Annotated in this window: 24 protein-coding genes; 9 read left to right on the forward strand and 15 right to left on the reverse strand. The window is 70.5% G+C overall.

Annotation, left to right across the window (positions count from 1 at the left end; all coding sequences use genetic code 11):
• The first annotated feature begins 182 nt into the window (after positions 1 to 182).
• Positions 183 to 2267 carry a trehalose-6-phosphate synthase gene (locus AQI88_RS24940; RefSeq protein ID WP_244184294.1) on the forward strand — a complete coding sequence of 695 codons (2085 nt, stop codon included), beginning with the start codon at positions 183 to 185 and terminating at the stop codon, positions 2265 to 2267.
• Between the two features lie 34 nt (positions 2268 to 2301).
• Positions 2302 to 2760 (forward strand): hypothetical protein, encoded by a 459-nt coding sequence (locus tag AQI88_RS24945; RefSeq protein WP_208615895.1) that lies wholly within the window; start codon positions 2302 to 2304, stop codon positions 2758 to 2760.
• On the opposite strand, the gene AQI88_RS24950 is transcribed toward AQI88_RS24945, so the two are convergent.
• Both AQI88_RS24950 and AQI88_RS24955 read right to left on the reverse strand, forming a co-directional pair.
• The gene (locus AQI88_RS24950) at positions 2750 to 2950 is read right to left on the reverse strand and encodes a DUF397 domain-containing protein (RefSeq protein WP_067003270.1); all 201 of its coding nucleotides are present in this window, start codon (positions 2948 to 2950) and stop codon (positions 2750 to 2752) included. The two genes, AQI88_RS24945 and AQI88_RS24950, sit on opposite strands and share 11 nt — an antisense overlap.
• Positions 2937 to 3761, reverse strand: coding sequence for a helix-turn-helix domain-containing protein (locus AQI88_RS24955; RefSeq protein WP_067003271.1), 825 nt, complete (start codon positions 3759 to 3761; stop codon positions 2937 to 2939). Before AQI88_RS24955 ends, AQI88_RS24950 begins: the two co-directional genes overlap by 14 nt.
• Before the next feature lie 128 nt (positions 3762 to 3889).
• Between AQI88_RS24955 and AQI88_RS46060 the strand changes: the two genes are divergently transcribed.
• The 3 genes from AQI88_RS46060 (at position 3890) to tpx (ending at position 4979) form a co-directional block, all read left to right on the forward strand.
• Positions 3890 to 4114 carry a hypothetical protein gene (locus tag AQI88_RS46060; protein ID WP_159050390.1) on the forward strand — a complete coding sequence of 75 codons (225 nt, stop codon included), beginning with the start codon at positions 3890 to 3892 and terminating at the stop codon, positions 4112 to 4114.
• Entirely contained in the window at positions 4111 to 4386 is a 276-nt protein-coding gene (locus AQI88_RS24960; protein ID WP_067003279.1) for a hypothetical protein, read from the forward strand. The genes AQI88_RS46060 and AQI88_RS24960 overlap by 4 nt, the downstream gene beginning before the upstream one ends.
• A gap of 92 nt (positions 4387 to 4478) precedes the next feature.
• Positions 4479 to 4979, forward strand: coding sequence for a thiol peroxidase (tpx, locus tag AQI88_RS24965; protein ID WP_067003281.1), 501 nt, complete (start codon positions 4479 to 4481; stop codon positions 4977 to 4979).
• Positions 4980 to 5092: 113 nt separating this feature from the next.
• On the opposite strand, the gene rbsD is transcribed toward tpx, so the two are convergent.
• The 6 genes from rbsD to AQI88_RS47880 form a co-directional block, all read right to left on the reverse strand.
• Positions 5093 to 5473 (reverse strand): D-ribose pyranase, encoded by a 381-nt coding sequence (rbsD, locus tag AQI88_RS24970; RefSeq protein ID WP_067003283.1) that lies wholly within the window; start codon positions 5471 to 5473, stop codon positions 5093 to 5095.
• Positions 5470 to 6372, reverse strand: coding sequence for a ribokinase (locus tag AQI88_RS24975; protein WP_067003285.1), 903 nt, complete (start codon positions 6370 to 6372; stop codon positions 5470 to 5472). The genes rbsD and AQI88_RS24975 overlap by 4 nt, the downstream gene beginning before the upstream one ends.
• A gap of 124 nt (positions 6373 to 6496) precedes the next feature.
• Complete coding sequence (locus AQI88_RS24980) at positions 6497 to 8446, reverse strand: ABC transporter permease/substrate-binding protein (protein WP_067003287.1); 1950 nt, start codon at positions 8444 to 8446, stop codon at positions 6497 to 6499.
• Positions 8436 to 9956, reverse strand: coding sequence for a sugar ABC transporter ATP-binding protein (locus tag AQI88_RS24985; protein ID WP_067003289.1), 1521 nt, complete (start codon positions 9954 to 9956; stop codon positions 8436 to 8438). The genes AQI88_RS24980 and AQI88_RS24985 overlap by 11 nt, the downstream gene beginning before the upstream one ends.
• Complete coding sequence (locus AQI88_RS24990) at positions 9953 to 10990, reverse strand: LacI family DNA-binding transcriptional regulator (RefSeq protein ID WP_067003290.1); 1038 nt, start codon at positions 10988 to 10990, stop codon at positions 9953 to 9955. Before AQI88_RS24990 ends, AQI88_RS24985 begins: the two co-directional genes overlap by 4 nt.
• Before the next feature lie 303 nt (positions 10991 to 11293).
• The gene (locus AQI88_RS47880) at positions 11294 to 11572 is read right to left on the reverse strand and encodes a hypothetical protein (RefSeq protein ID WP_244184306.1); all 279 of its coding nucleotides are present in this window, start codon (positions 11570 to 11572) and stop codon (positions 11294 to 11296) included.
• Between AQI88_RS47880 and recD2 the strand changes: the two genes are divergently transcribed.
• Both recD2 and AQI88_RS25000 read left to right on the forward strand, forming a co-directional pair.
• Positions 11513 to 14263, forward strand: a complete 2751-nt coding sequence (gene recD2, locus AQI88_RS24995; RefSeq protein ID WP_244184295.1) for an SF1B family DNA helicase RecD2 — start codon at positions 11513 to 11515, stop codon at positions 14261 to 14263. The genes AQI88_RS47880 and recD2 overlap by 60 nt on opposite strands.
• A 251-nt stretch (positions 14264 to 14514) precedes the next feature.
• Positions 14515 to 15804 carry a citrate synthase gene (locus AQI88_RS25000; RefSeq protein ID WP_067003292.1) on the forward strand — a complete coding sequence of 430 codons (1290 nt, stop codon included), beginning with the start codon at positions 14515 to 14517 and terminating at the stop codon, positions 15802 to 15804.
• Between the two features lie 673 nt (positions 15805 to 16477).
• Here the strand turns inward: AQI88_RS25000 and AQI88_RS25005 are convergent.
• From AQI88_RS25005 to AQI88_RS25020, 4 genes are all read right to left on the reverse strand, one after another.
• Positions 16478 to 18727: a heavy metal translocating P-type ATPase gene (locus tag AQI88_RS25005; protein ID WP_067003294.1), complete on the reverse strand. Its 2250-nt coding sequence runs from the start codon at positions 18725 to 18727 to the stop codon at positions 16478 to 16480.
• 200 nt (positions 18728 to 18927) lie between these two features.
• Positions 18928 to 19167: a heavy-metal-associated domain-containing protein gene (locus tag AQI88_RS25010; protein WP_067003296.1), complete on the reverse strand. Its 240-nt coding sequence runs from the start codon at positions 19165 to 19167 to the stop codon at positions 18928 to 18930.
• 74 nt (positions 19168 to 19241) lie between these two features.
• Positions 19242 to 20192 carry a PrsW family intramembrane metalloprotease gene (locus AQI88_RS25015; protein WP_067003298.1) on the reverse strand — a complete coding sequence of 317 codons (951 nt, stop codon included), beginning with the start codon at positions 20190 to 20192 and terminating at the stop codon, positions 19242 to 19244.
• A 90-nt stretch (positions 20193 to 20282) separates the two neighbouring features.
• The gene (locus AQI88_RS25020) at positions 20283 to 20936 is read right to left on the reverse strand and encodes a TetR/AcrR family transcriptional regulator (RefSeq protein ID WP_067003300.1); all 654 of its coding nucleotides are present in this window, start codon (positions 20934 to 20936) and stop codon (positions 20283 to 20285) included.
• A gap of 160 nt (positions 20937 to 21096) precedes the next feature.
• On the opposite strand from AQI88_RS25020, the gene AQI88_RS25025 reads away from it, so the two are divergent.
• Positions 21097 to 23304: an MMPL family transporter gene (locus AQI88_RS25025; protein ID WP_067003302.1), complete on the forward strand. Its 2208-nt coding sequence runs from the start codon at positions 21097 to 21099 to the stop codon at positions 23302 to 23304.
• 31 nt (positions 23305 to 23335) lie between these two features.
• On the forward strand, positions 23336 to 24379 hold the full coding sequence (locus AQI88_RS25030) for a zinc-dependent alcohol dehydrogenase family protein (RefSeq protein ID WP_067003304.1): 1044 nt from the start codon (positions 23336 to 23338) through the stop codon (positions 24377 to 24379).
• Here AQI88_RS25030 and AQI88_RS25035 read toward each other — a convergent pair.
• From AQI88_RS25035 to AQI88_RS25045, 3 genes are all read right to left on the reverse strand, one after another.
• The gene (locus tag AQI88_RS25035) at positions 24360 to 24923 is read right to left on the reverse strand and encodes a GNAT family N-acetyltransferase (RefSeq protein ID WP_067003306.1); all 564 of its coding nucleotides are present in this window, start codon (positions 24921 to 24923) and stop codon (positions 24360 to 24362) included. The genes AQI88_RS25030 and AQI88_RS25035 overlap by 20 nt on opposite strands.
• 62 nt (positions 24924 to 24985) lie before the next feature.
• Entirely contained in the window at positions 24986 to 25186 is a 201-nt protein-coding gene (locus AQI88_RS25040) for a helix-turn-helix transcriptional regulator (RefSeq protein WP_067003309.1), read from the reverse strand.
• Between the two features lie 376 nt (positions 25187 to 25562).
• Positions 25563 to 26477 carry a sugar phosphate isomerase/epimerase family protein gene (locus AQI88_RS25045; RefSeq protein WP_067003594.1) on the reverse strand — a complete coding sequence of 305 codons (915 nt, stop codon included), beginning with the start codon at positions 26475 to 26477 and terminating at the stop codon, positions 25563 to 25565.
• Positions 26478 to 26546: the final 69 nt, after the last annotated feature.

Here is a 26546-nt window from a genome sequence, read left to right on the forward strand (position 1 = left end):
GTCGCGACTTGGGCAGGCAATCCGGGACGTTCAGAGAGCCCAACCGCACGCGGACGCCGCTGATGCGGGGAAGGTCATCGACCCGGTGACCCACGACCCCGCGTGGTGAAGCGCCCACACGCTCCGGCGCGAGGGCGGATTTTCGCGCTACTGGAGTTGGCCAGGGCCTGAAGGGAGCGCCTGTGGGCAGGAAGGCCGGCTCGGCCAGGGTGCTCGTGACCGACCTGGACGGCACGCTACTGGGAGGCGAAGGACCCGATCGGCGGCGTTTGCACGACGCCCTGATCCGGCACCCGGACATCACGGTGGTCTTCGCGACCGGACGCAGTCTTGCCTCCGTACAGGCGCTCCTGCGGGATGATCCCCTGGTGCCGTCCCCGCGCTGGATCATCGCCGACGTCGGGGCCAGCGTCATCGACGCCATCCGGATGGTTCACGTCGAAGCCCTGGAGGGGCAGCTGCGCGCGGGATGGCCGGGGGCCGACCGGGTTCGAGCAGCGCTGCGGCATTTCCCGCAGCTCGTGTACCAGGAGGGCGTGCCCCAGGAGGGCCGCTGTTCCTTCTATCTGATTCCCGAAGGTCTCTCGGACGACCTCAAGGACGCGGTGAAGTCGCTGGGATGCTCCTGGTCGTACGCCTCGGGCCGGTACTTCGACGTCCTGCCGGCCAGGGCGAGCAAAGGACGTGCACTGCGGCTGCTCGGTGACAGGCTGGGTTGGCCCCGGCAGGCGATGCTCGTGGCCGGGGACTCCCTCAACGACCTTTCGCTGTTCTCCCAGGGCACGAACGGGGTCGTGGTCGCCAATGCGGAGCCCTCTCTGGCTGCCGGCGTGCCCGCGATCGACAGGGTCCACCACTCCGCCCTGGACGGAGCTGCCGCCGTGCTGGAAGGGATGAAACGCCTCGGCTGGCTGGACCGACGATCGGTAGTCATCGGCTATCACCGCCCGCCCCTGCGCTGGCTCGACGGAGCCTGGCGACCACCTTCCAGTCCCAACGGCATCCTGCCGACCTTGCAGGCCGCTCTGACCGACAAACGCCTGGATGCCGTATGGGCAGCCGCCCACATCGGCGAAGCACCGCCGCCTGCCGAGCCGGATACAGCCACCGATGGCCTGCCGCTGTCCCTGCTGCCGCTATGTCCCGAACGGTGGGCGGGCTACTTTCACCGCGCCTGCAAAGAGACGCTCTGGCCAGTCCTGATGTCCCAGCCCGACCTCATCCGGTACCGGCGTGCCCACTGGGCCGACTACCAGGAGGTGAACGCCTCGTTCGCCCGCCATATCAGCTCCCTGGCCACGCAGGGAGGTACGGTCTGGTTGCACGACTACAACCTCTGGCTCGTACCGGCCGTTCTCAGAGCCCTGCGGCCCGACCTGGCCATCGGGCTGTTCCACCACACGCCCTTCCCCCGCCCGGATGTCTTCCGCCGTATCCCGGCAGCCGGGCAGCTGCTCGACTCACTCGCATGCCTGGACTGGGCCGGCTTCCACACCGCCGACTGCGCCGACAACTTCCGCCGGCTCCTCGCCGGCACCGCAAGGCCCACACCGCACGTCGGCGTGCACCCCCTGGGCATCGATCGCCATGCCGTCGCAGACCTCGCCAGGACCCGCCCCCAGCCGCAGCACGGGAACGACCGCAGCCAGCTGGTGCTGTCCGTGGAACGACTCGACTACGCCAAGGCGCCCGTCCACAAGATCCGTGCACTGGACGACCTCCTGGCCCACACCCCCGGGCTACGGGGACAGGTGCGCTACCGCCTGGTCTGCCCACCGCCGGAAATCGGCATCCGCGCCTACGACTCCACCCGCACAGAACTTGAGAACGCGATCACCCGAATCAACCACCGCTGGGGCACACGCGAGTGGGAGCCCGTCGACTACATCCCCCGTAATCTGGACTTCCCCGAGGTCGTCGATCACTACCTGGCAGCCGACGTGTTCTGGGTGACCTCACTCGCCGACGGGATGAACCTTACGGCCCAGGAATACATCGCCGCGCACCACGCCACCAACCGTCCTGGTGTTCTCATCCTGTCCCGTCACACGGGATTCGCGCAGCACACGGGAACCTCGGCCCTGCTCACCGATCCACTGCTTCCACAGGATCTGGTCGACACCCTCCGCACCGCACTGACCATGACGGTGTACGAACGCGCTGCGCACATCACACGCCTGGCGGGCCTGCTCGACATCCCGCCCCCAGCCCAGTGGGCCCACACAGTCATCGCCGCCATCCGTGGCGCCAGGGCATCGCTTCATTAGGCGGCAACCGGCCCGCACCGCCCTGTCGATCGCGTTGTCCGCCGCCGATCACCCGGATCTGCGCGATGCCGGACGAGCCGGAGCCGCCGAGCGCGGACTGCTCATCCAGTCCGCCGCGTACACGGTGGCGCGGCGGGGCGACAGGGACGGGATGCGGGAGCTGACCGACGAGGCCGCGGGCATCGCCCATCAGCTGGGCGGCGCCACCCTGCTGCGCGACCACGGCGGCGGCTTCAGCCCTCTCACCGTGCAACTCCATCGGATCTCCGCCGAGAACTATGCCGGCGACCCTCTGGCGGCGCTCGCCGCCGCCCGTTCCGTCTCGCTCAAGGCGCTGCCCAGCGTCGAGCGCCGCTCCCGCGCCCTGAGCGACATCGCCGTCACCTACGACCGGCTCGGCCGCAGCGACTGCATCCGCACCCTCCTGGCCGCCGAGCACTGCGCTCCCCAAGAGACCCACACCCGCCCGGCGACGAAGTCGCTCAGCCGCTGAGGTTGCCGTCCTTGACGGCGGTCACGAAGGATGTCCAGCCGTCCGTCGAGAAGACGAGGGCGGGCCCGGTGGTGTTCTTGCTGTCGCGGACGGGTACGACGGCGTGGCCACAGGCGATCTCCAGGCATTCATCGTTGGTGCCGCCGCTGTAGCTGGACTTGTACCACCCGGTGTATTCATTGCTCACCATGTGCGTGATCCTCCGCTGCCGCTCTGACGGCGGCCAGTGACTCCTGCTGCGACAACGCGTCGCTCAGGGCAAGAGCGTAGGAGGTCTGGCTGGCACTCACCAGCGCCGGATCGTCCATCAAGTTGCCGGTGAGAAAGCCTTCGACGTAGGCAACGGGGGCGGAGTCCTCGAAACTCATGAGCGTGAGCAGGCTCTGCTGGAGCGCGTGGGCCCCGACACCGAACGGCAGCACATGAAGCCGCAGTCGCCCTGCCTCGGCCATGTCCGCGATCTTGTGCAGCTGTACGGCCATGACCTTGGATCCGCCGACGCGGCGCCGTAGCACCGACTCGTCGAGCAGCGTCCAGATGACCGGCTGCTCGGGGCCGTCGAGGATTCGGCGGCGTTTTGTTCGGTTGACGAGGAACTCTTCAAGTTCCTCCGCCGTATAAGTCGGCCGGTACGCGCGGAAGAGCGCGCTCGCGTAGTCCTCGGTCTGGAATACGCCGGGAATCAACGCCAGCGCGAACTGCTGGATCAGTGTGGCCTGTTGCTCAAGCTCGGCCACGGCCGCGAAGCAGTCGTTGTACTTCGACTCCAAGTCCTCCAGCCACCGCGCGAAGAACCCGTCCGTCTTGAGCGCCTGGTCGATCCGCCGTGCGTCATCGGGCTTGGGCAGCCTCCTCCCCGCCTCGTAATGACTGATCAGCGTGGGCGAGCACACGACCAGTTCGCCCAGCTGCTCCTGGGTGAGCCCGGCTGCCACCCGCCGTAACCTCAGCTCCTCCCCGTACTTCTCGCGCGGCGTTCGCGGCCTGCGGTCAACGGTCATCCGGCCAACTCCCTTGCTGACAGGCTCAGTGTCAACTCCCCACCCCTAGAAGCGTAGCCACCGCCGACCCCACGCTGTGAGTGATTCGCCACAGAACGCAGTCACCGCAGGTGAGAAGGCAGGTCGGCATGACACATCTCCTGGCCCGGCTGGTCGAGCCATTGCTCCGGCTCTTCCTGCCCGCCCGAGGGCGACGGCGCCGTAAGCCGCTCGTACCGCCCCCGTGCGCGTACCCGTACTCGTGCCCGTACGCCGGCCGCCCGACGACGTACCGCAGAGACGAGGCTCCCCTCCGTGGCGAGGACAGCCCACTCGTCCGTCCCTATCTCGATCTCGTGGAGACCTACGCATGACCGAGCGCCTGCTTCCCTGGAACGGCGCGGAGGGCAAGCCGTGTTATCTCGTGGGCGACGGCACCGGGTTCGTCTCCCGGCTCGCGGACCAGATCGAGAGCGTGCAGCTCGGGATGGCGGGCGGCCTGCTGGACCATGCGGCCGAACTCCTCGCCGAGCAGCGGCTGACGCGCGAGGAGCTGCGCTATCTGGCCCGGCGGCTCAGCGAGTCCCTGGCGGACGTCAAGCGGGTCGCGGAGAGCAGGGGCGCACGGCTCGGTCGGAACGAGTGAACAGCACACGGTGAGGCTGTGCGCCCCGGCGGCGGCGTGCGTCGATAGGATCGCGGCGTTCCGACATGATCCATATCACCAGGAGACGTCTCATGTCCGAGGTCAGCTTCAAAGGAAACCCGGTTACCGTCGGCGGCACCTTCCCGCAGGGCGGTACCAAGGCACCGGCCTTCACCCTCGTGGCCAAGGACTTGGCGGATGTCTCGCTGGATGCCTACGCCGGCAAGCGCAAGGTCCTGAACATCTTCCCGAGCGTCGACACCGGTGTCTGTGCCGCTTCCGTGCGCAGGTTCAACCAGGTGGCGAACGACCTCGACAACACCGTGGTCCTGTGCATCTCCGCCGACCTGCCGTTCGCGCAGGCGCGCTTCTGCGGAGCCGAGGGGCTGTCCGATGTGGTCACCCTGTCCGCGATGCGCGGCCGTGAGTTCCTCGACAACTACGGTGTGGCGATCGAGTCCGGCCCGCTGAGCGGCCTGGCTGCCCGCGCCGTCGTCGTGCTCGATGCCGACAACCAGGTCATCCACGCGCAGTTGGTGCAGGAGATCACCAGCGAGCCCGACTACGACTCGGCCCTGGCTGCTCTTAGCTGATCGCCGCGGACTGCGGGGCGCTGCCCGAGCCGCTCACTCGGGTGGCGCCCTCGCTCAGGCCGTTTCGCTCCGGTCATCGGTTCTGATACGGGAGGGAAAGCCGAGAGGGCGGGTCAGAAGAACACCCCGCACCGCAACAGTACGTTCGCGTACGGCCGCGCCTCCCCGGTGCGGACGATCAGCCGGGCGCCCGCCGACAGCTCCTTCAGCCGCTCGTGCGGGACCAGGGCCAGGTCAGGGAAGAGGCCGTCCAGCAGGGACCGGTTGGGTCCGCGCAGCTCCTCCGCCGCCGTGGCGCCCTCCACCACCAGCTCGGCCAGCAGCCCGTCCAGGACCTCCGCGAACGACGGCACACCGGCGCGGAAGGCGAGGTCCACCACGCGCGGTCCGTCCGGTACCGGCATCCCGGCGTCGCACACCAGCACCCCGTCCCCGTGCCCCAACTCCGCGAGCGCACCGGACAGGTGCCGGTTGAGGATGCCCGCCTTCTTCACAGGGCGTCGACCTCCGCCGCCGTCGGGTACGACTCCTGCGCCCCCCGCTTCGTCACGGCCGCAGCGCCGACGCGGGCCGCGTAGGCCGCCGCCTCGGCCAAGCCGGAACCCGAGCCCAGCTTCCAGGCCAGCGCCGCTGTGAACGCGTCGCCCGCGCCCGTGGTGTCCACCGCGTCCACCCTCACCGACGGCACCCGCGTCACGCCGGAGGAATCGCACACCAGCGCCCCCTCCGCGCCCAGCGTCACCACCACCGAGCGCGGGCCCTTGGCCAGCAGAAGGCGTGCCCAGTCCGCGGGCTCCTCGCTCACGCAGGAGTCGCCGAGGATCACCCGGGCCTCGTGCTCGTTCACGATCAGCGGGTCGCAGGCCGCCAGCACCTCGGACGGCAACGGGCGCGGCGGGGACGGGTTCAGGACGAAACGGCTGCCCTCCGCGAGGTTCCGTACGACCTCCACGACCGTCTCCAGCGGGATCTCCAGCTGCGCCGACACCACCCGCGAGGCGAGGAAGAGGCTGACGGCGGCGGAGATGTCCGCGGGCATGAGATGGGCGTTGGCGCCGGGCGACACCACGATGCTGTTGTCCCCGCCGGGGTCGACGGTGATGAGCGCGACGCCCGTCGGCGCCCCGCCCACCAGCACGCCCACCGTGTCCGCCCCGGCCGCCCGCAGCGAGTCGAGAAGCAGACGGCCGTGGGCATCGTCACCGACCCGGGCCAGCAGCGCCGTACGCGCCCCGAGCCGGGCGGCCGCGACCGCCTGGTTGGCGCCCTTGCCGCCCGGGTGGACGGCCAGATCGCCGCCGAGCACCGTTTCGCCGGCGGCCGGCCGCCGCTCGACGCCGATCACCAGGTCGGCATTGGCCGAACCCACGACCAGGAGGTCGTAGTCGTACATGGAAATGACTCCCCTAAGACCCAAGAGATGACCCGATGCGAGACGGCCCGATGCGAGACGCCCGAGGCGGGCGGCCGCCACCCATCGTGCACGACCGCCCGCCCGTTCGCCGTGGCTTCGTCCGTCAGCCGCTGAAGCCCGCCACGTTGTCCTTCGTGACGACCTTCACCGGCACCTTCACCGTGGACTGCACCTTCTTGCCCTGGACGGCCTTCAGCGCGTTGTCCACGGCGATCTTCCCCAGCTGGCTCGGCTGCTGCGCCACCGACGCGTACAGCGTGCCGTCCTTGACCGCCGTCAGGCCGTCCGGGGTGCCGTCGAAGCCGACGACCTGGACCGACCTGCCGGCCTTGGAACCCAGCGCCTTGATCGCGCCGAGGGCCATCTCGTCGTTGGCGGCGATGACGCCCTGTACGTCGGGGTGGGCCTGGAGGAGGTTCGACATCACGTCGAGGCCCTTGGTGCGGTCGAAGTCGGCGGGCTGCTGGGCCAGGACCTGGATGCCCGGGTAGGCCTTCAGCCCCTTGGTGAAACCTTCCGCCCGCTCGCGGGCGGCGGAGGTGCCCGCCTGGCCCTGGAGGATCACGATCCTGCCCCGGCCGCCCAGCTTCTCGGCGATCGTCCGGGCGGCCAGCTCGCCGCCGGCGACGTTGTCGGAGGCCACCAGGGCGTCCACCGTGGCCTGGTTGACGCCCCGGTCGACCGCGATGACCGGGATCCGCGCCTTGTCGGCGGCCTTCACCGAATTGCTCGCCGCATCCGAGTCCACGGGGTTGACGATGATCGCGCCGAGGTTCGAACTGGTGAAGTTCTGCAGCTGGTTGGCCTGCTGGGAGGCGTCGTTCTGGGCGTCCGTGACGGTCAGGTCCACGCCGAGCTTCTTCGCCTCGGCCTGGGCGCCGGCCCGGATCTGCACGAAGAAGGGGTTGTTGAGCGTGGACAGCGACAGGCCCATCTTCGGGGTCGCCGAGGACGCGGAGCCGCTGTGCAGGAACGAGGTCGCGCCGACGATCGCCACGGTGACCACGGCCGCGAGCGCGTACGTCGTCGCCTGCTTGCCCTTGTCGCCGCCCGAGCCGGCGGTCACCGCGCTCGCGCCCGCCTTGCGGCGCACGGTGTCCAGCAGCACCGCCAGCGCGATGACGACACCGATGACGACCTGTTGCCAGAAGGCGGAGACGCTGAGGAGGTTGAGGCCGTTCCTGAGGACCGCGAGGATCAGCGCGCCGATCAGCGTGCCGGACGCCTTGCCGGTGCCGCCCGCCAGCGAGGCACCGCCGATGACGACCGCGGCGATCGCGTCCAGTTCGTAGCCGTCGGCGGCCTGCGGCTGCGCGGAGGAGAGCCGGGCGGCCAGCACGATGCCCGCGGCGGCCGCGAACACGCCGGACAGGGCGTAGATGGCGAGCTTCTGCTTCTTCACGCGCAGGCCCGACAGGCGCGCGGCCTCCTCGTTGCCGCCGATCGCGTACATGGACCGGCCGATGTAGGTCCGGCCGAGCACGAAGGCCGCGATCAGGCCCATGACGACCATGACCAGCACCGGCACCGGCAGCCAGTCGCCGAGAGCGTCCCCGAGGTGGGAGACCGAGTCCGGGAAGGGGATGGGGATGCCCCCGGAGATCACCAGGGACAGGCCACGCGCCACCGACAGCATGGCGAGCGTCGCGATGAACGGCGGCAGCTTGCCGTAGGCGATCAGGAAGCCGTTGACCAGGCCCGCGACGATGCCGGTGGCGACGGCGAGGAGGACCGCGAGCGCGACCGGTACGCCGTGCTGTGTGGCGCTCCAGGCGAGGACGGTGGCGGACAGGGCCGCCACCGAGCCGACCGACAGGTCGATGCCCGCGGAGACGATCACGAAGGTCACACCGAAGGCCAGGATCGCCGTCACGGCAGCCTGGACGCCGACGTTGAGCAGGTTGTCCGTCGTCAGGAAGTCGCCGGACAGCGCCGACAGGGCGATGACCAGGACGATCAGCGCGGTCAGCGCGCCGTTGTCGAGCAGGAGGCGGCGCAGGCCGCCCGGGGCGCCACTCGCGCCCGTCGTGCTCTTGAGCGTGTCAGTGGCCACGAACGGCCTCCGTTTCCGTGGTGGGGTTGCTGACGGCGAGGGACATCACCGTGTCCTGGGTGGCCTCGTGGGCCGCGAGTTCGCCCGCGATCCGGCCCTGGGCCATCACCAGCACCCGGTCGCTCATGCCGAGCACCTCGGGCAGATCGCTGGAGATCATCAGGACGGCGGCCCCGGCGGCCGTGAGCTCATTGATCAGCTGGTAGATCTCGACCTTGGCGCCGACGTCGATGCCGCGCGTCGGCTCGTCGAGGATCAGCACCTTGGTGTCGGCCAGCAGCCACTTGCCGATGACGACCTTCTGCTGGTTGCCGCCGGACAACGTCCGTACGTGCTGGCCGAGTCCGGCCATCCGCACGCCCAGCTGCCCCGCGATCCGCCCGGCCGCCGCGCGCTGCCCCTTGAGGTCGACGAGCCCGGCCCGGGTCGCCCTGCGCATGGTCACCAGACCGAGGTTCTCCTCGACGGAGGCGTCCAGCACCAGCCCCTGGCCCTTGCGGTCCTCGGGCACGAGGCCGATCCCGGCGGCCATGGCCGCGTTCACGTCGTGCCGCCGCAGCTCGGTGCCGGAGACCTTCACGGCCCCCTTGTCGTAGGGGTCGGCGCCGAACACGGCCCGGACGACCTCGGTACGGCCCGCCCCGACGAGCCCGGCGATGCCGACCACCTCACCGGCGTGCACCTCGAAGCTCACGTCGTGGAAGACGCCGTCACGGGTGAGCCCCTCGACGGTGAGCAACGCGGCGCCCGTCTCGGCCCGTTCGCGCGGGTACTGCTGCTCGATGGAGCGGCCCACCATGAGCCGTACGAGTTCGTCCTCGGGCGTGGAGGCGGGGACCTGCCCGACACTCTTGCCGTCCCGGATGACGGTGACCCGGTCGCCGAGGGCCGCGATCTCCTCCAGGTGGTGGGTGATGAACACGATCCCGACGCCGTCCTCGCGCAGCGAGCGCACGATCGCGAAGAGCTTGTCGACCTCCTCCGAGGTGAGCACGGCGGTCGGCTCGTCCATGATGAGCACGCGCGCGTCCAGGCTGAGCGCCTTGGCGATCTCGACCATCTGGAGGCGGGCGATGCCAAGTTCGCGCACACGCGCGCGTGGCGACACGTTGACGCCCACGCGTGCGAGGAGCACCTCGGCGTCGGCCTCCATCCGCCCCCGGTCGATCATCCCGAAGCGGCGCGGCTGGCGGCCCAGGAAGATGTTCTCGGCGACCGTCAGATCGGGAACGAGGTTGAACTCCTGGTAGATGGTGGCGATCCCGAGGCGCTCGGAGTCCTGCGCACCGTGGATGCGCACCTCCTCGCCGCCGGCCAGGATCCGCCCGGCGTCGGGCGTGTAGGCACCGGAGAGCATCTTGATGAGCGTGCTCTTGCCCGCGCCGTTCTCACTGAGCAGCACGTGCACCTCGCCCCGGCGCAGGTCGAAGTCGACGCCGTCCAGCGCCACCACGCCCGGGAAGGTCTTGCGTATGCCCTCGATGCGCAGCAACTCGTCCGGGTTGCTCACGACGTGCTCCTTTGCACTGGGGAGGGGGACGGCTCCTGGGGAGCCGGCTCGCCGCACGAGCGGCGTACGACGAGACGGGCGGCGAAGGTGACGGACGCGGGGGGCCGTCCCTCGATGCGGTCGACCAGGGCCCGTACGGCGGCCCGGCCCAGCTCGCCCGTGGGCTGGGCGATCGCGGTGATCGGCGGATCGGTGTGCACGAACCACGGGATGTCGTCGAACGCGGCCAGCGCGATGTCGTCCGGAACGCGCAGCCCGCGCGCGCGGATCGCGTCCAGGGCACCGAGTGCCATCAGGTTGTCCGCGGCGAAGACGACCTCGGGCGGCTCGGGCAGATCGAGGAAGCCCTCGGTGACCCGGCGGCCGCTCTCGGCCTGGAAGTCGCCCTGGCCGGTGTAGGCGTCCGGGAGGGGGATCCCGTACTCCGCCATGGCCTCCCGGAAGGCCTCGACACGCTCGCTGCCGGTCGTGGTGGCCGCCGGTCCCGCGATGATCGCGAGCCGCCGGTGTCCGAGCCGGTGGAGATGGGCGACGAGATCCCGTACCGCCTCGCGCCCGTCGGCCCGTACGACCGGCACGTCCACCCCGGGGATCCACCGGTCCACGAACACCATCGGCGTCCCCGCGCGCGCGGCGTCCAGCATCAGCGGGGAGCCGCCGTCGGTGGGGGAGACGAGAAGCCCGTCGATCCGCCGGTCAAGCAGAGTCCGCACATGATGGTCCTGCAGGTCCGGCCGCTCGTCGGCATTACCGATGATCACGCTGTAGCCGAGCGCGCGGGCCTCCTCCTCGACGGAGCGGGCCAGCTCGGTGAAGTACGGGTTCAGTACGTCGCTGATGACCAGGCCGAGGGTGTGGGTCTGGTCGGTGCGCAGGGAACGGGCGACGGCGTTCGGGCGGTAGCCCAGGGCCTCGACGGCGGCCAGTACGCGGGTGCGTGCGTCCGCACTGACCGACGGGTGCTCGTTCAGGACGCGCGAGACCGTGGCGACGGAGACGCCTGCCTCGGCAGCGACGTCCTTGATGCTCGCCATGCGCCGCTCCACCTCCTCGTGGAAGCCTCGTGGAAGCTTCTGGAATCGATTACATCGATGTGTACGGAGGATTGGAATCGATTACACAGGAGTTAATCAAGCCCTCAACCACCTCCCGAGACCGGATCGTGATGAACCGCGCTCATACGAGCGCAGCGCGATCGGAGGGCCGCCCGCTCAACGGCGGTCACCGGCACGGGAGATGACGAGGATGCAGACTGCCCCGGCCCCGATGAGTACTCAGCCCGGCAGCCCGCCCAGTACGGCCGCTCCCGGCGTGGGGCCCCGCCTGACGCACCCGCTTCAGCGCGCCCGGCCCGGTCGCGCCGGCTCGTCCGGCACGGCAGCGGCCATCTCGGCGGCGGCCCCCGGGACGGACAGCGTCCCGGTCGCCGCGAGGGCCGACTCGGCCGCGACGACCAGCGGCAGCGGGGCGTGCCAGGCCCGCACGGAAGGGCGGGAGGTCGCAGGCGTGGCAACCGGGAACGTCTGGAGGCGGCGTTCGGCGCCGGTGAACGGGACGTGGCGATCGCCTACGACAACGGCGTGCGCAGCCTCGGCCCGCACACGGTCGTCGGCCACGACGGGACAGTGCTGATCACGGCGGTCCGACACCCGCCGGCACACGGCGGGCCGCGCACGCCCCGGGATCTGCTCGCCCACCCCTTCCTCGTCCCGGACCGCGGCTGCACCGCCGAGATGCTGGTCGACGGGTTCGGCCGGGACCTGCCGGCCGGGGCCCGGCTCAGCACCGTCCAGGTCCCGGTCGCCGCCCTGCTGCCCCGGCAGGCCGTCTCCCGCGAGCTGGAGGACGGCGACCTGGTCGAGATCCCGCTCACCGAGCCCCTGTGCCCGGTCGCCCTGGTCGCCCAGCGGCGCCCCCGGCCGGGCCCCGCCGAACCCGCCGTACGCGCCCGCTGGACGTGGCCCGCCGCGCGGACCCGTTGCCGGGCGTGCCTGCCCGGGTGTCCTGAGCCGGGTCCGGTTGTCAGTCGGCGCCGGTACCTTCGGATCATGGCCAATCAGGCAGGGGCGGGGAACCCCACGGGTGAACGGCGGCTCGCCGTGCTCGAGGGCGTGCTGGAGCGGATCACGTACGCCAACGAGGAGAACGGCTACACGGTCGCCCGCGTCGACACCGGCAGAGGAGCGGGCGACCTCCTCACGGTCGTCGGCGCGCTGCTCGGCGCCCAGGTGGGGGAGTCGCTGCGGATGGAGGGGCGGTGGGGGTCGCATCCGCAGTACGGAAAGCAGTTCACCGTCGAGAACTACACGACCGTGCTGCCCGCCACCGTTCAGGGGATTCGGCGGTACCTCGGGTCCGGGCTGGTCAAGGGCATCGGGCCGGTGTTCGCCGACCGCATCACCCAGCACTTCGGCGTGGACACCCTGCAGATCATCGAGGAGGAGCCCAAGCGGCTCATCGAGGTGCCGGGCCTCGGTCCCAAGCGCACCAAGAAGATCGCCGACGCCTGGGAGGAGCAGAAGGCGATCAAGGAGGTCATGCTCTTCCTCCAGACCGTCGAGGTGTCGACCTCCATCGCCGTACGCATCTACAAGAAGTACGGCGACTCCTCGATCTCGGTCGTGAAGAACCAGCCGTACCGGCTGGCCTCCGACGTCTGGGGCATCGGATTCCTCACCGCCGACCGGATCGCCCAGTCCGTCGGCATCCCGCACGACAGCCCCGAGCGGGTGAAGGCGGGGCTTCAGTACGCGTTGTCCCAGTCCACCGACCAAGGACACTGCTACCTCCCCGAGGAACGGCTGATCGCCGACGCGGTGAAGCTGCTCCAGGTGGACACCGGGCTTGTCATCGAGTGCCTCGCGGAGCTCGCCGAGCCTTCGGAGGAGGGGGACGAGCCCGGGGTCGTACGAGAGAAGGTGCCGGGGCCGGACGGCGGCGAGCCCGTCACCGCCGTCTACCTCGTCCCCTTCCACCGCGCGGAACTCTCCCTCTCCGCCCAGCTGCTGCGGCTCCTGCGCACCGGCGAGGACCGGATGCCCGGCTTCCGGGACGTGGCCTGGGACAAGGCGCTCGCCTGGCTGAAGGACCGTACGGGTGCCGAACTGGCCCCCGAGCAGGAGGCCGCCGTGAAGCTCGCGCTGACCGAGAAGGTCGCCGTGCTCACTGGCGGTCCCGGCTGCGGCAAGTCCTTCACGGTCCGCTCGATCGTGGAGCTGGCCCGCGCCAGGCGCGCCAAGGTGCTGCTCGCGGCCCCCACCGGCCGCGCGGCCAAGCGGCTGGCCGAGCTGACGGGCGCCGAGGCCTCCACCGTCCACCGGCTGCTGGAGCTGAAGCCCGGCGGCGACGCGGCCTACGACCGGGACCGCCCGCTGGATGCCGACCTGGTGGTCGTGGACGAGGCGTCCATGCTGGACCTGCTCCTCGCGAACAAACTGGTGAAGGCCGTGCCTCCGGGGGCGCATCTGCTGTTCGTGGGGGATGTCGACCAGTTGCCCAGCGTCGGCGCGGGGGAGGTGCTGCGCGACCTGCTGGCCGACGGCAGCCCGATCCCGGCGGTGCGGCTCACCCGGGTCTTCCGGCAGGCCCAGCAGTCCGGCGTGGTGACCAACGCGCACCGGATCAACGCCGGGCAGCATCCGCTCACCGACGGCATGAAGGACTTCTTCCTCTTCGTCGAGGACGACACCGAGGAGGCCGGCCGGCTCACCGTGGACGTGGCCGCCCGGCGCATTCCGGCGAAGTTCGGCCTCGACCCGCGCCGGGACGTGCAGGTCCTCGCGCCCATGCACCGCGGCCCGGCCGGCGCCGGCGTGCTCAACGGCCTGCTCCAGCAGGCCATCACGCCGGGACGGCCCGACCTGGCGGAGAAGCGGTTCGGCGGCCGGGTCTTCCGCGTCGGCGACAAGGTCACCCAGATCCGCAACAATTACGAGAAGGGGAAGAACGGCGTCTTCAACGGCACCGTGGGCGTGGTCACCTCGCTCGATCCGGTCGACCAGCGTCTGACGGTGCTGACGGACGAGGACGAGGAGGTTCCGTACGAATTCGATGAACTGGACGAACTGGCGCACGCGTACGCGGTCACCATTCACCGTTCGCAGGGAAGTGAATATCCCGCCGTGGTGATCCCCGTCACCACCGGAGCCTGGATGATGCTCCAGCGGAACCTGCTGTACACGGCGGTGACACGGGCGAAGCGGCTGGTCGTCCTCGTCGGTTCACGCAAGGCGATCGGACAGGCGGTGCGCACGGTGTCCGCGGGGCGGCGTTGCACGGCGCTGGACCACAGGCTTCGCGGCTCCTGACGGCCGAAGACCCGGCTCTGACCAGGGGTGGCGACCTGCATCACAAAAAATGATCGATCAAATGAGTCGTGAAGGTCACAGAGCACTTCCAGATGCTGGTCAAAGGGGGCAGGATGAGCAGGTTGGCGGCACTGAGTGCCGCCAAAAGGCCCAATGGTCGACCCCGAGTGCACTCTCCTGAGCCAAATGGGGGATGGTAGAGACAGTCAGGGCACCTCGAAGATGAGGCACTACGTCGGGTGAGGGAAGACGTGAGCGACAACTCTGTAGTACTGCGGTACGGCGACGGCGAGTACACCTACCCGGTGGTCGACAGCACCGTCGGTGACACGGGCTTCGACATCGGGAAGCTCCGCGCCCAGACCGGTCTGGTGACGCTGGACAGCGGTTACGGCAACACGGCCGCCTATAAATCCGCCGTCACCTACCTCGACGGCGAGGCGGGCATCCTCCGCTACCGCGGCTACCCCATCGAGCAGCTGGCCGAGCGCTCCACCTTCCTTGAGGTGGCCTACCTGCTGATCAACGGCGAGCTGCCGACCGTCGACGAGCTGACGACGTTCAAGAACGACATCACGCGGCACACCCTGCTGCACGAGGACGTCAAGAACTTCTACAAAGGCTTCCCGCGCGACGCCCACCCGATGGCCATGCTGTCCTCGGTCGTCTCGGCGCTGTCCACGTTCTACCAGGACAGCCACAACCCGTTCGACGAGAAGCAGCGCAACCTCTCCACCATCCGCCTGCTCGCCAAGCTCCCGACGATCGCTGCGTACGCGTACAAGAAGTCGATCGGCCACCCGTTCGTCTACCCGCGCAACGACCTCGGCTACGTCGAGAACTTCCTGCGCATGACCTTCTCGGTCCCGGCGCAGGAGTACGACCTCGACCCGGTCGTCGTCTCCGCGCTCGACAAGCTGCTGATCCTGCACGCCGACCACGAGCAGAACTGTTCGACCTCGACGGTCCGCCTGGTCGGCTCGTCGCAGGCGAACATGTTCGCGTCGATCTCGGCCGGCATCTCCGCCCTGTGGGGCCCCCTGCACGGCGGCGCCAACCAGTCCGTCCTGGAGATGCTGGAAGGCATCCAGGAGAACGGCGGCGATGTCGACGCCTTCATCCGCAAGGTGAAGAACAAGGAGGACGGCGTCCGCCTGATGGGCTTCGGCCACCGGGTCTACAAGAGCTTCGACCCGCGCGCCAAGATCATCAAGGCCGCCGCGCACGACGTCCTCTCCGCCCTCGGCAAGTCCGACGATCTGCTGGACATCGCGCTCAAGCTGGAGGAGCACGCGCTCTCCGACGACTACTTCGTCTCGCGCAACCTCTACCCGAACGTCGACTTCTACACCGGCCTGATCTACCGCGCGATGGGCTTCCCGACCGAGATGTTCACGGTCCTGTTCGCCCTCGGCCGGCTGCCGGGCTGGATCGCCCAGTGGACCGAGATGATCAAGGAGCCCGGTTCCCGCATCGGCCGCCCGCGCCAGATCTACACCGGTGTGGTGGAGCGCGACTTCGTTCCGGTCGAGGAGCGCTGACACCAGCCGGTGGGGGGCGCCATTTCTCTGGTGCCCCGCCACTCGGGCGCGTCTCCCGCGGTTCCGGGGGCGCTGAACGCACTGAGCACGAGGGCCTGCCTGTCTGGTGGGCCCTGAGTCAGTGGTGAAGAGCGAAAAGCAGAAGGCGCCCTGAGCCGTCAGTCCCCCCACGGGCCGACGACCAGGGCGCCTTCCCATGTCCCGGTGCGGATTCCCCCCACGGGATCCGGCCGGGCGCTCGGAGAGGACAGCGCCTGAAATCGCTGTCTGAGCACAACGAGCAAAACCCGTCGTACTCCAGTGATGCGGTGCGGTCTGCCGGGACAACGCACGCAGGGAGGGCCGCTCAAAGCTTCCCGGTGTACGTGCCCCGGCAACGCATCTCTGAGGAAGTCCCCCAAGACATCCCCAGATGCCAGTCAGCGCCCCCCAAGACGCTGGTCTGACATCGCCAACTTAGACCTTCGAACCCCTTCGATGGTTACGTTCGCATCACTGTGATCTGCGTCTCTTGCATATGTCCTTTAGGTACGCAAGAGCCCCGATACCGCGATCGAGGACCAAGCGTAAGGATGATGCGCGAGCCTTGTGAAGAGCTTATGTGAGGCTCGCGCATGACTCTAGAGGGACTCTTACTTCGGCTGCGGCTAACCCCGGGTAACCTCGGGCGACTTCAGCGGAAGCGGCGCAGCCGCAGGCTGTTGGTCACCACGAACACCGAGGAGAACGCCATCGCGGCGCCCGCGATCATCGGGTTCAGCAGGCCCGCGGCAGCCAGCGGCAGCGCGGCCACGTTGTATCCGAACGCCCACACCAGGTTGCCCTTGATGGTGGCGAGGGTGCGCCGGGAGAGCCGGATGGCGTCCGCGGCCACCCTGAGGTCCCCGCGCACCAGCGTCAGATCGCCGGCCTCGATCGCCGCGTCCGTGCCGGTCCCCATGGCGAGTCCCAGGTCGGCGGTGGCCAGCGCGGCCGCGTCGTTGACGCCGTCGCCGACCATGGCCACGGTCCGTCCCTCGCCCTGCAGCCGCCGTACGACGTCCACCTTGTCCTCGGGCAGCACCTCGGCGATCACCTCGTCGATACCGACGGCCTGCGCGACCGCCTCGGCGACCGTCCGGTTGTCCCCGGTGAGCAGCACCGGCGTGAGCCCGAGGGCGCGCAGCTCGCGCACCGCCTCGGCGCTGGTCTCCTTGACCGCGTCGGCGACGGCGAGGACACCGCGGGCCCGCCCGTCCCAGCCGACCGTGACGGCCGTACGGCCCTCCTGCTCGGCCTGGCGCCGGGCCTGGGCCAACTCCTCCGGGAGCGCGTCGAACAACCGCCCCACGGCCACCTCACGGCCTTCCACGCGCCCGCGTACGCCCCGCCCGGGGACGTTCTCGAAGTGCTCGGCCCCCGGCAGTGCTCCGGTGCGCTCCTCGGCGCCCGCGGCGATCGCCCGGGCGACGGGATGCTCGGAGGCGTGCTCCAGGGCGCCCGCGAGCCGCAGCACCTCCTTCGCGTCCTCGCCGTCGGCGGCGTACACCTCCTGGAGGGTCATGCGGCCGCTGGTGACCGTGCCGGTCTTGTCCAGGACGACGGTGTCGACGCGCCGCGTGGACTCCAGCACCTCGGGGCCCTTGATCAGGATGCCGAGCTGGGCGCCCCGCCCGGTGCCGACCATCAGCGCTGTCGGCGTGGCGAGGCCCAGCGCGCAGGGGCAGGCGATGATCAGGACGGCGACGGCGGCCGTGAACGCGGCGACGCTGTCCCCGGTGACGCCCAGCCAGGCGCCGAAGGTGGCGACCGCGATGAGCATGACCACGGGGACGAAGACGGCGGAGATCCGGTCCGCGAGGCGCTGCACCTCGGCCTTGCCGTTCTGCGCGTCCTCCACCAGCCTCGCCATCCGGGCGAGCTGCGTGTCGGCGCCGACCCGGGTCGCCTCCACCACCAGCCGGCCGCCGGCGTTGACCGTGGCGCCGGTGACCTGGTCGCCGGGGCCGACGTCCACCGGCACCGACTCGCCGGTCAGCATGGACGCGTCCACCGCGGAGACGCCCTCGACGACCGTGCCGTCGGTGGCGATCTTCTCGCCGGGCCGTACGACGAACCGGTCGCCCACGGTCAGCGAGGCCACCGGCACGCGCTCCTCGCGCCCTGCCCGCAGTACGGCGACGTCCTTGGCGCCCAGCTCCATCAGGGCCCTGAGGGCCGCGCCCGCACGCCGCTTGGAGCGGGCCTCCAGATAGCGGCCCAGCAGGATCAGCGCGACGACTCCGGCGGCCACTTCGAGGTAGATGGTCGAGGCGCCGTCCATGCGCGAGACGGTGAACCGGAACTCGTCGTGCATGCCCGGCATGCCCGCGTCGCCGAAGAACAGTGCCCACAGCGACCAGCCGAACGCGGCCAGCGTGCCGACCGAGACCAGCGTGTCCATGGTGGCCGCGCCGTGCCGGAGGTTGGTCCAGGCGGCCTGGTGGAACGGCCGGCCGCCCCAGACGACGACCGGCGCGGCGAGCGTGAGCGAGAGCCACTGCCAGTTGTCGAACTGGAGCGAGGGCACCATGGCGAGCAGGACGACGGGGGCGGCGAGCAGCGCGGAGACGAGCAGGCGGTGCCGGAGGGCGGCGAGCTCGGGGTCCTGCCCGGAGGTCTGCGGCGTCTCGGGTTCGGGCTCCGGCGGCGGGGGCTCCTCGGCGGTGTAGCCGGTCTTCACCACGGTCGCGATCAGGTCGGCGACCTGGACGCCCCCGGTGTAGCTGACCTTCGCCTTCTCCGTCGCGAAGTTCACGGTGGCGCTCACGCCGTCCATGCGGTTGAGCTTCTTCTCCACCCGGGCGGCGCAGGAGGCACAGGTCATCCCTCCGATGAGCAGCTCGACCTCGGACGTGCCGCCTATCGCGCTCGTTGTCCCTGTCTCTGCGGTGGTGCTGGTCATGTCCGGACTCCAGACATCGGACCGGGCCGTACGGATCCAGTATCAGCTGGTCGGGACGGCCCGGTCGGGGAAAGGTTTCGGGGCCCGCGCGCGGGGGCGGGCCCGGTCACTCGGGGTCCTGCTCTCGGTCCTGCTCACAGGCCGTGCTTGCCGTGCTTCTCGGGCCTTGTTCCTCGGGACTTCTTCCTCGGCCGTGCTTCTCAGGCCGTGGCGGCGAGCTCGAAGCCGGCCTCGTCCACGGCGGCGCGGACGGCCTCGTCGTCGAGCGGGGCCGCGGAGACGACGGTCACCTCGCCGGTCGACGCGACTGCCTTGACCGAGCTGACGCCGGGAATCTGGGAGATCTCACCGGAGACGGAGCCCTCGCAGTGGCCACAGCTCATGCCGGTCACCTTGTAGACGGTGGTGACGGAGTCCGAAGCGTCGGTCTGAACGGTCATGTCGTTGCTCCTCGTCGTGGCATGTGGGGCCGATGGGGCCCGCGGTGGGCCCCCACGCTTCCCACACTATACCCCTAGGGGGTATTTCTCCAAGAGGAGTCCCGGTGTGCCAGCGACCGGATCCAGGCGATGCCGAGCAGGGCGACGAGTGCCAGGCCGCCCACCGAGAACAGCGTGAACAGGTGCTCCTGTGCGGCGCTGGGCCGCGGGATGTACCCCTGCGCGAACGGTTCCCGGTCCAGGCCGGCGCCGGACAGGCGGGCCACCAGCCAGATCGCGATGCCGTGCGTGGCGTCCCACAGAGCGTGCAGCAGACAGACGCCGAGGCAGGCGGTCACGACCGGCGTGGCGAGGCGGAAGTGCCCGTTCGGGCGGCGGCGGGCGAGCAGCGCGCCGCCCGCGATCGCCGTCCACAGGCCGTGTCCGAAGGGGGCGAGCGGTTCGCGCAGGATCTCCGTCTCCAGCAGTGCCCGCAGGCCGATGCCGTCTGTGGAGGCGGCCGCGGCGAAGGCGTGGCCGCAGCTCTCCAGGGCCGCGAAGCCGAAGCCGACGGCCGCGCCGAGCACCAGTCCCGCCCGCATCCCGCGGATCCCCGGCAGCCGGCGCAGCACGAACACCAACGCGCCCAGTTTGGCCGCCTCCTCGGTCAGGCCGACGGCGGTGAACATCCCGAGGGAGGGGCGGAGCAGGGAGGAGTCCGTCAGCGAGGCGCCGAGCACGCCGAGCACGCCGCCGGCCAGGAAGCAGCCGAGGATCGCGCTGACGCCCAGGTCCCGGCCGTGCCACTCGTACGCCCACAGCACGAAGACGACGGGGACCAGGAAGCCGCCGAGCAGGATGAGCGTGGGCAGCAGTGCGGTGTTCTGCGTCGTGTACGTCACCAGCGCGGCCGGCGCCCACAGGGCGAGCCCGCCGCCCAGGCAGCGCTTCCACAGGCCGGCGCCGATGCGCGGGTACGGCGGTGGAGGCTGCTGCGGGCTGGGAATGCGGGCCCGGGGCATGCCGGGCGGCGGAGAGTGGGTCACGGCGGGTCCCCTCGGGCGGCTCCTGCTGGGCGATTTATCCGCACTGTAGGCAGATGCGCCCTGTGTCGCAGTCCGGGGACCCCCGTGGGGTCACGTACGGCCGAGCCGGTCGCCCACCAGTGGTCCGAGGTAGCGGACCAGTACGTCCTTGACCTCCTGGACGTACGCCGCGCGCTCCGCGCCCTCGTGGGCGAGGACCAGCTCCAGGCCGGCCTTGTAGATGCCGAGGCAGACGTGGGCCGTGCGCGTGACGTCGGCCGGGGAGGCGCCGGGCATGAGGGAGGCGAGCAGGCCCTCGATACGGCCGACCAGGGTGGCGTGCAGCTGGTCGTGTGCCTCGGTGATGCCGCCGGGCATGTCGGGGCCGTGCATCAGCGCGAAGAACACCGGGTGCTCGGTGTTGAAGGCCATGAAGCGGTCGACGGCCGCGCCGACGGCCTCCTCCAGCGGAGTGGCCGGGGCGACGGGGGCGAGCGCCTCGCCGTAGGCCTCCCGCATCTCGTGTACGAGCCGTTCGCCCAGCTCGATCGCGATCGCTTCCTTGTTCGGGAAGAACTGGTAGAGCGTGCCCGGCGAGACGCCCGCCTCGCGGGCGATGGCGTTGGTGCTGGCGGCGGTGTAACCGGTGGTGCAGAAGACCTGGGCGGCGGCCGCGAGGAGCTGTGCGATACGGCGTTCGCCGCGTGCTTGGCGGCGGCGCGGCTGCCCCTTCTCCGGCCGCTCCTTCTCCGAGGTGTCGGACACGCGTTATCCCCAGCTCTCCGAAGGCGATTGACAAACGCGAGTGGTCGCTCGCATTCTGGAGAAACGCGAGCGATCTCTCGTGTTTGCCAGTTTATGGCCATGACCGACCCGTGCTGCCTGCCTGTTCGGACATGGGTCACGGTGAAGGGGACACCGCACGATGACCGAAGTCAACAAGGCACAGCTCACGGGGGACGGACCGCCCCGGCCCGGCGGCTGGACGCGATTCGTCACCGCCCGCCCGCGCCTGTCGCTGCTGGTGGCCCTGCTGCTCACCGCGCTCGCCGTGCTGGCCGGCAGCGGGGTCGCGGACCATCTGGGCAGCGGCGGCTGGGAGGACCCGGCCGCCGAGTCGACGTACGCGACCAAGGCACTGGAGCGCGAGTTCCCCGGCTCCCAGCCCAATCTGCTGCTCCTGGTCGACTCCGGCCACGTCTCGGTAGACGATCCGGCGGTCGCCGCCCAGGCCCGCGAGCTGACCGGGCGCCTGGCCACGGAGCAGGGCGTGACCGGAGTCGGCTCCTACTGGCAGTCCGGATCGCCGGGCCTGCGCGCCAAGGACGGCCACGAAGCACTGATCGCCGCCCGCATCACCGGCGACGAGAACGCGATGGGCAAGACCCTGGACCGCATAGCGCCCCACTACCGGGGCGCGCACGGCCCGGTCCGGGTGAAGGTCGGCGGCATCGTCGCGGTCCGGCACGAGATGCAGACGATCATCAAGGAGGACCTGACCCGGGCCGAGATGATCGCCCTGCCCATCACGCTGGTCCTGCTGGTGATGGTCTTCGGCAGCGCGGTCGCGGCCCTGCTGCCCCTGGGCATCGGCATCGTCGCCATCCTCGGCACGAACGCGGTGCTGCGCGGGCTGACGTCCTTCACCGACGTCTCGGTCTTCGCGCTGAACCTCACCACGGCCCTCGGCCTCGGCCTCGCCATCGACTACGCGCTGTTCATCGTCCGCCGCTACCGCGAGGAACTGTCCACCGGCGCCGCCCCGCAGACCGCCATCGGCACGACCCTGCGCACGGCCGGCCGTACGGTGCTCTTCTCCGCCCTCACGGTCGCGGTGTCCCTGGCCGCCATGATGGTCTTCCCGCAGTACTTCCTGCGGTCCTTCGCCTACGCCGGCATCGCCGTGGTCCTGCTCGCCGCGGCGGCCGCCCTGATCCTGCTCCCGGCGGCCCTGATCCTGCTCGGCCACCGGGTCAACTCCCTGGACCTGCGCCGCCTCTTCCGCCGTGACCCGAAGCCTTCCGGCGCCGAAGGCACGGCCTGGGCCAGGGGCGCCGGCCTGGTGATGCGCCGCGCCCCGCTCTTCGCGCTCGGCACCACCGCCCTGCTGGTGATCCTCGGACTGCCTTTCCTCGGCGTGAAGTTCGGCACCGCCGACGACCGCCAGCTGCCCTCGGGCGCCGAGTCGCACGTGGTGCAGCAGCACCTGCGCGACGGCTTCCCGGGCAGCCCCGGCGGCGGCCTGGAGGTCCTCGCCGAGGGCAGGGCCGACGGCGCCCAGTACGCCGCCTACAAGCAGCAGGTGGCCGCCCTGCCCGAGGTGGTCCGGGTGGACGGCCCGCTGGTCAAGGGCGACTCGGCGTACTTCACGGTGCAGCCGAAGGGCGAGGCCGTCGGCGACGGCGCCCAGCGCCTGGTCGGCGACCTGCGCTCCCTGAAGGCCCCCTTCGACACCAAGGTGACCGGCACGGCCGCCGTCCTGGTCGACTCCAAGCACGCGATAGGCGAACGCCTGCCCTGGGCGGCCGCGTTCATCGCGATCGTCACCCTGCTGCTGGTCTTCCTGCTCACCGGCAGCGTGCTCATACCCCTCCAGGCGGTGGTGCTCAACGCGCTCAGTCTGACGGCGATGTTCGGCGCGGTGGTCTGGGTCTTCCAGGACGGCCATCTGTCCGGCGCGCTCGGCTTCACCAGCCCCGGCTCGATAGAGACCACCCTGCCCGTGCTGATGTTCTGCGTGGCCTTCGGCCTCTCCATGGACTACGGCGTGTTCCTGCTCTCCCGCATCAAGGAGGAGTACGACCGCACCGGCGACCACAACGAGGCGGTCCGCCACGGGCTCCAGCGCACGGGCGGGCTGATCACCGCGGCGGCGGTCATCCTCGCGGTGGTGATGGTCGCCATCGGCACCTCGCGGGTCACCAACACCAAGATGCTGGGCCTCGGCATCGCGCTCGCGGTGCTGATGGACGCGATGGTCGTGCGCAGCCTCCTGGTCCCGGCGATCATGCGGCTCACGGGCCGTGCCACTTGGTGGGCCCCGGCCCCGCTGCGCCGCTTCCACCAGCGGTTCGGCCTGAGCGAGGGCGAGCCGGCCGCGCCCGCGGAGGTGAAGGAGACGGCGGGAGTGTGAGGAGGGCGGCTTCCATGGCAGTGTGGGGCCCATGAGAGCCGTGGTGTTCGAGCAGTTCGGGGAGCCGGCCGGGGTGCGGGAGGTGCCGGATCCGGAGCCCGCCGAGCACGGGGTGGTGGTGCGGGTCGAGGCGACCGGGCTGTGCCGCAGCGACTGGCACGGCTGGATGGGCCACGACTCGGACATCACGCTGCCGCACGTGCCGGGGCACGAACTCGCCGGTGTTGTCGAGGCGGTGGGCGCCCGGGTGACCGGATGGCGGCCCGGCGACCGGGTCACCGTGCCGTTCGTCTGCGCCTGCGGCAGCTGTCCGTCCTGTGCGGCCGGCGACCAGCAGGTGTGCGAGCACCAGACCCAGCCCGGCTTCCACCACTGGGGATCCTTCGCCCAGTACGTGGCCCTCGACCACGCCGACGTGAACCTGGTCGCGGTCCCGGACGGGATGACGTACGCCACGGCCGCCGGGCTCGGCTGCCGCTTCGCCACCGCCTTCCGTGCGGTGGTGCAGCAGGGCCGGGTGGCGGCGGGGGAGTGGGTCGCGGTGCACGGCTGCGGCGGGGTCGGGCTGTCGGCAGTGATGATCGCGGCGGCCTCGGGAGCGCGGGTGGTCGCCGTCGACGTCTCGCCCCAGGCCCTGGATCTGGCAAGGAAGTTCGGGGCCGCGGAGTGCGTGGACGCGGCGCGCACGCCGCAGACGGCGCAGGCGGTCCGCGAGGTGACCGGCGGTGGCGCCCACCTCTCCCTCGACGCGCTCGGCTCGCCCGTCACCTGCGCGGCCTCGGTGAACGGCCTGCGCCGCCGAGGCCGGCACGTCCAGGTGGGCCTGCTGCCCTCGCCCGACGGGACGACCCCCGTCCCCATGGCCCGGGCGATCGCCCTGGAGCTGGAACTCCTCGGCAGCCACGGGATGGCCGCGCACACCTACCCGGCGATGCTGGAACTGGTCCGCGCGGGTGTCCTGCGTCCCGATCTCCTGGTGACGTCGACGATCACCCTGGACGAAACCCCGTCCGCGCTGGCCGCGATGGGCACGGCACCCGGCGGGGGAGTGACGGTCATCGAGCCCTGGAGCTGAGGGCGGCCCACTCGTGGTCGAGGACGGCCATCAGGACCTCGTCCACCCAGCCGCCGTCCCTGGGCAGTGCCTCCCTCCGCACTCCTTCCACCGCGAAGCCGACCTTCTCGTACACGTGCCGGGCCCGGTTGTTGTCGCCGTACACCTCCAGCTGGACGCGGTGCAGACCTAGTTGCTCGAAGCCGTACCCGACGATCAGCCGCATCGCCTCGGTGCCGAGCCCCCGGCCGCGCCCGCGAGGCCCGATGAGCGTGCGGAACATGCAGCTGCGCATGGCGGGATCCCACTCGTGCAGGACGACTTCACCGACGAGTTCGCCGGTCGCGAGGTCGGTGACGGCCAGGTCGAGCCGGTCGGGTGCCGAGGCTCGGGAGCCGTACCAGGACCGCACCCGCTCCAGGGTGAGGTCGTTGGACGGGTCGTAGGTGAAGTGGAGGACCTCGGGGTCTTCGATGATCTCCCACATGGTGTCGGCATCGGACTCGGTGAAGGGCCGCAGGACCGTCTTCTGGCCGGTCAGGGTGGGTTTGACGGAGAAGCTCATGGGGTGACTGTGCCCCACGTGGCAGGCGGGGCACAGCTGTTTTTCCGGGCAGCCGGTGCGGGTCAGTCCTCTCTGCGGCCGCGGTTGCCGGGGCGGGCGGCGACCCAGGCGCGGACGGTGTCCGCGTACCAGTAGGGCTTGCCGCCCTCCACGTGATCGGGCGGCGGCAGCAGGCCGTGCTTGCGATAGGACCGTACGGTGTCGGGCTGCACCCGGATGTGCGCCGCGATCTCCTTGTAGGACCAGAGCCTTCGGTCGGTCATGAGTTGCACCTCCCTGCGCGCGCCGCGGCGGCGGCCGTGGGCGGCCGTCGGGGGAGCCGGGCGCTGCGCTGGCGATCACCAAGCCTGTGCCCGGTGAACGACACGCAGTGACTGCGGGAAAGCGGCTGTTGACCGAGTGTGATGGAGAACTCGTGGAGCTGTGACATGTGTGACGGGAAGACGATGTTTGTGACACGGCCGCAGCAAAGAGGCACGCGTCGACGTGTCCCACTGCCCGCCCTCCCGCGCTGAGCCGAGGGCGCTCATGCTGCGAGCGGTGACAGCAACACCCCCAGGGACGCGGGGAACTGCGCGACCAGCCACACGCGACCCGCACGCGCATCACCACGAGAACCCGGCGGGCGAGAAGCCGCTCTTATGCCCCGCACGACCGAAGAAACGCCCGCGTCCGCCGAGCGATCGGCAGCGGCCTGTCCGGGTCGCAGGGGTACATGTCCTGCTCGACGATCGCGAACAGGTCCACGTCCAGCTTCTGCGCCGCCTCCAGCACCGGCCCCAACTCCGGCGTCCCGGAGGGAGGTTCGCACATCACGCCCTGGGCCACCGCCGGCCCGAACGGCGTGCCCTTCGCGTGCACGTCGGCCAGGATCTCCGGGTCCACCTGCTTCAGGTGCAGATACCCGATCCGCTCGCCGTAGGTCTCGATCAGCTTGACGCTGTCCCCGCCGCAGTAGGCGTAGTGCCCGGTGTCCAGGCACAGCGACACCAGGCCGGAGTCGGTGCCGTCGAGGAAGCGGGTGACGTTCTCCTCGCTGTCGATGTGGGTGTCGGCGTGCGGGTGGACGACGATCGACAGGCCGTAGCGCTCCCGCACCTCGTGCCCGAGCCGCTCGGTCAGCGAGGTGAGGTTCCGCCACTGCTCGGGGGTCAATGTGTCGGGCTCCAGCACCTCACCCGTCTTGTCGTCCCGCCAGAAGGACGGGATGACGACGAGGTGGCGGGCGCCCATCGCCTGGGTGAGGGCGGCGATGTCGGAGACGTGGGCCCAGGTCTTGTCCCACACGGCCGCGCCGTGGTGCAGGCCGGTGAAGACCGTGCCGGCCGACACCTTCAGGCCGCGCCGGGCGGTCTCCTCGGCGAGCACCGCCGGGTCGGTCGGCAGATAGCCGTAGGGGCCCAGTTCGATCCACTCGTAGCCCGAGTCGGCGACCTCGTCGAGGAAGCGCTGCCAGGGGACCTGCTGCGGGTCGTCCGGGAACCACACGCCCCAGGAGTCGGGCGCCGATCCGATCCGGATACGGGAGAGTGAGGAGGGTGACAAGGACGTCATGGGCGTCAGCGTGCGGGCCATGGAAAGCGGTGTCAAGGTCTCGTCCGAATGTCTGGACAAACTATTGAC

The sequence above is a fragment of the Streptomyces cellostaticus genome (assembly GCF_001513965.1).
GTDB lineage: Bacteria > Actinomycetota > Actinomycetes > Streptomycetales > Streptomycetaceae > Streptomyces > Streptomyces cellostaticus.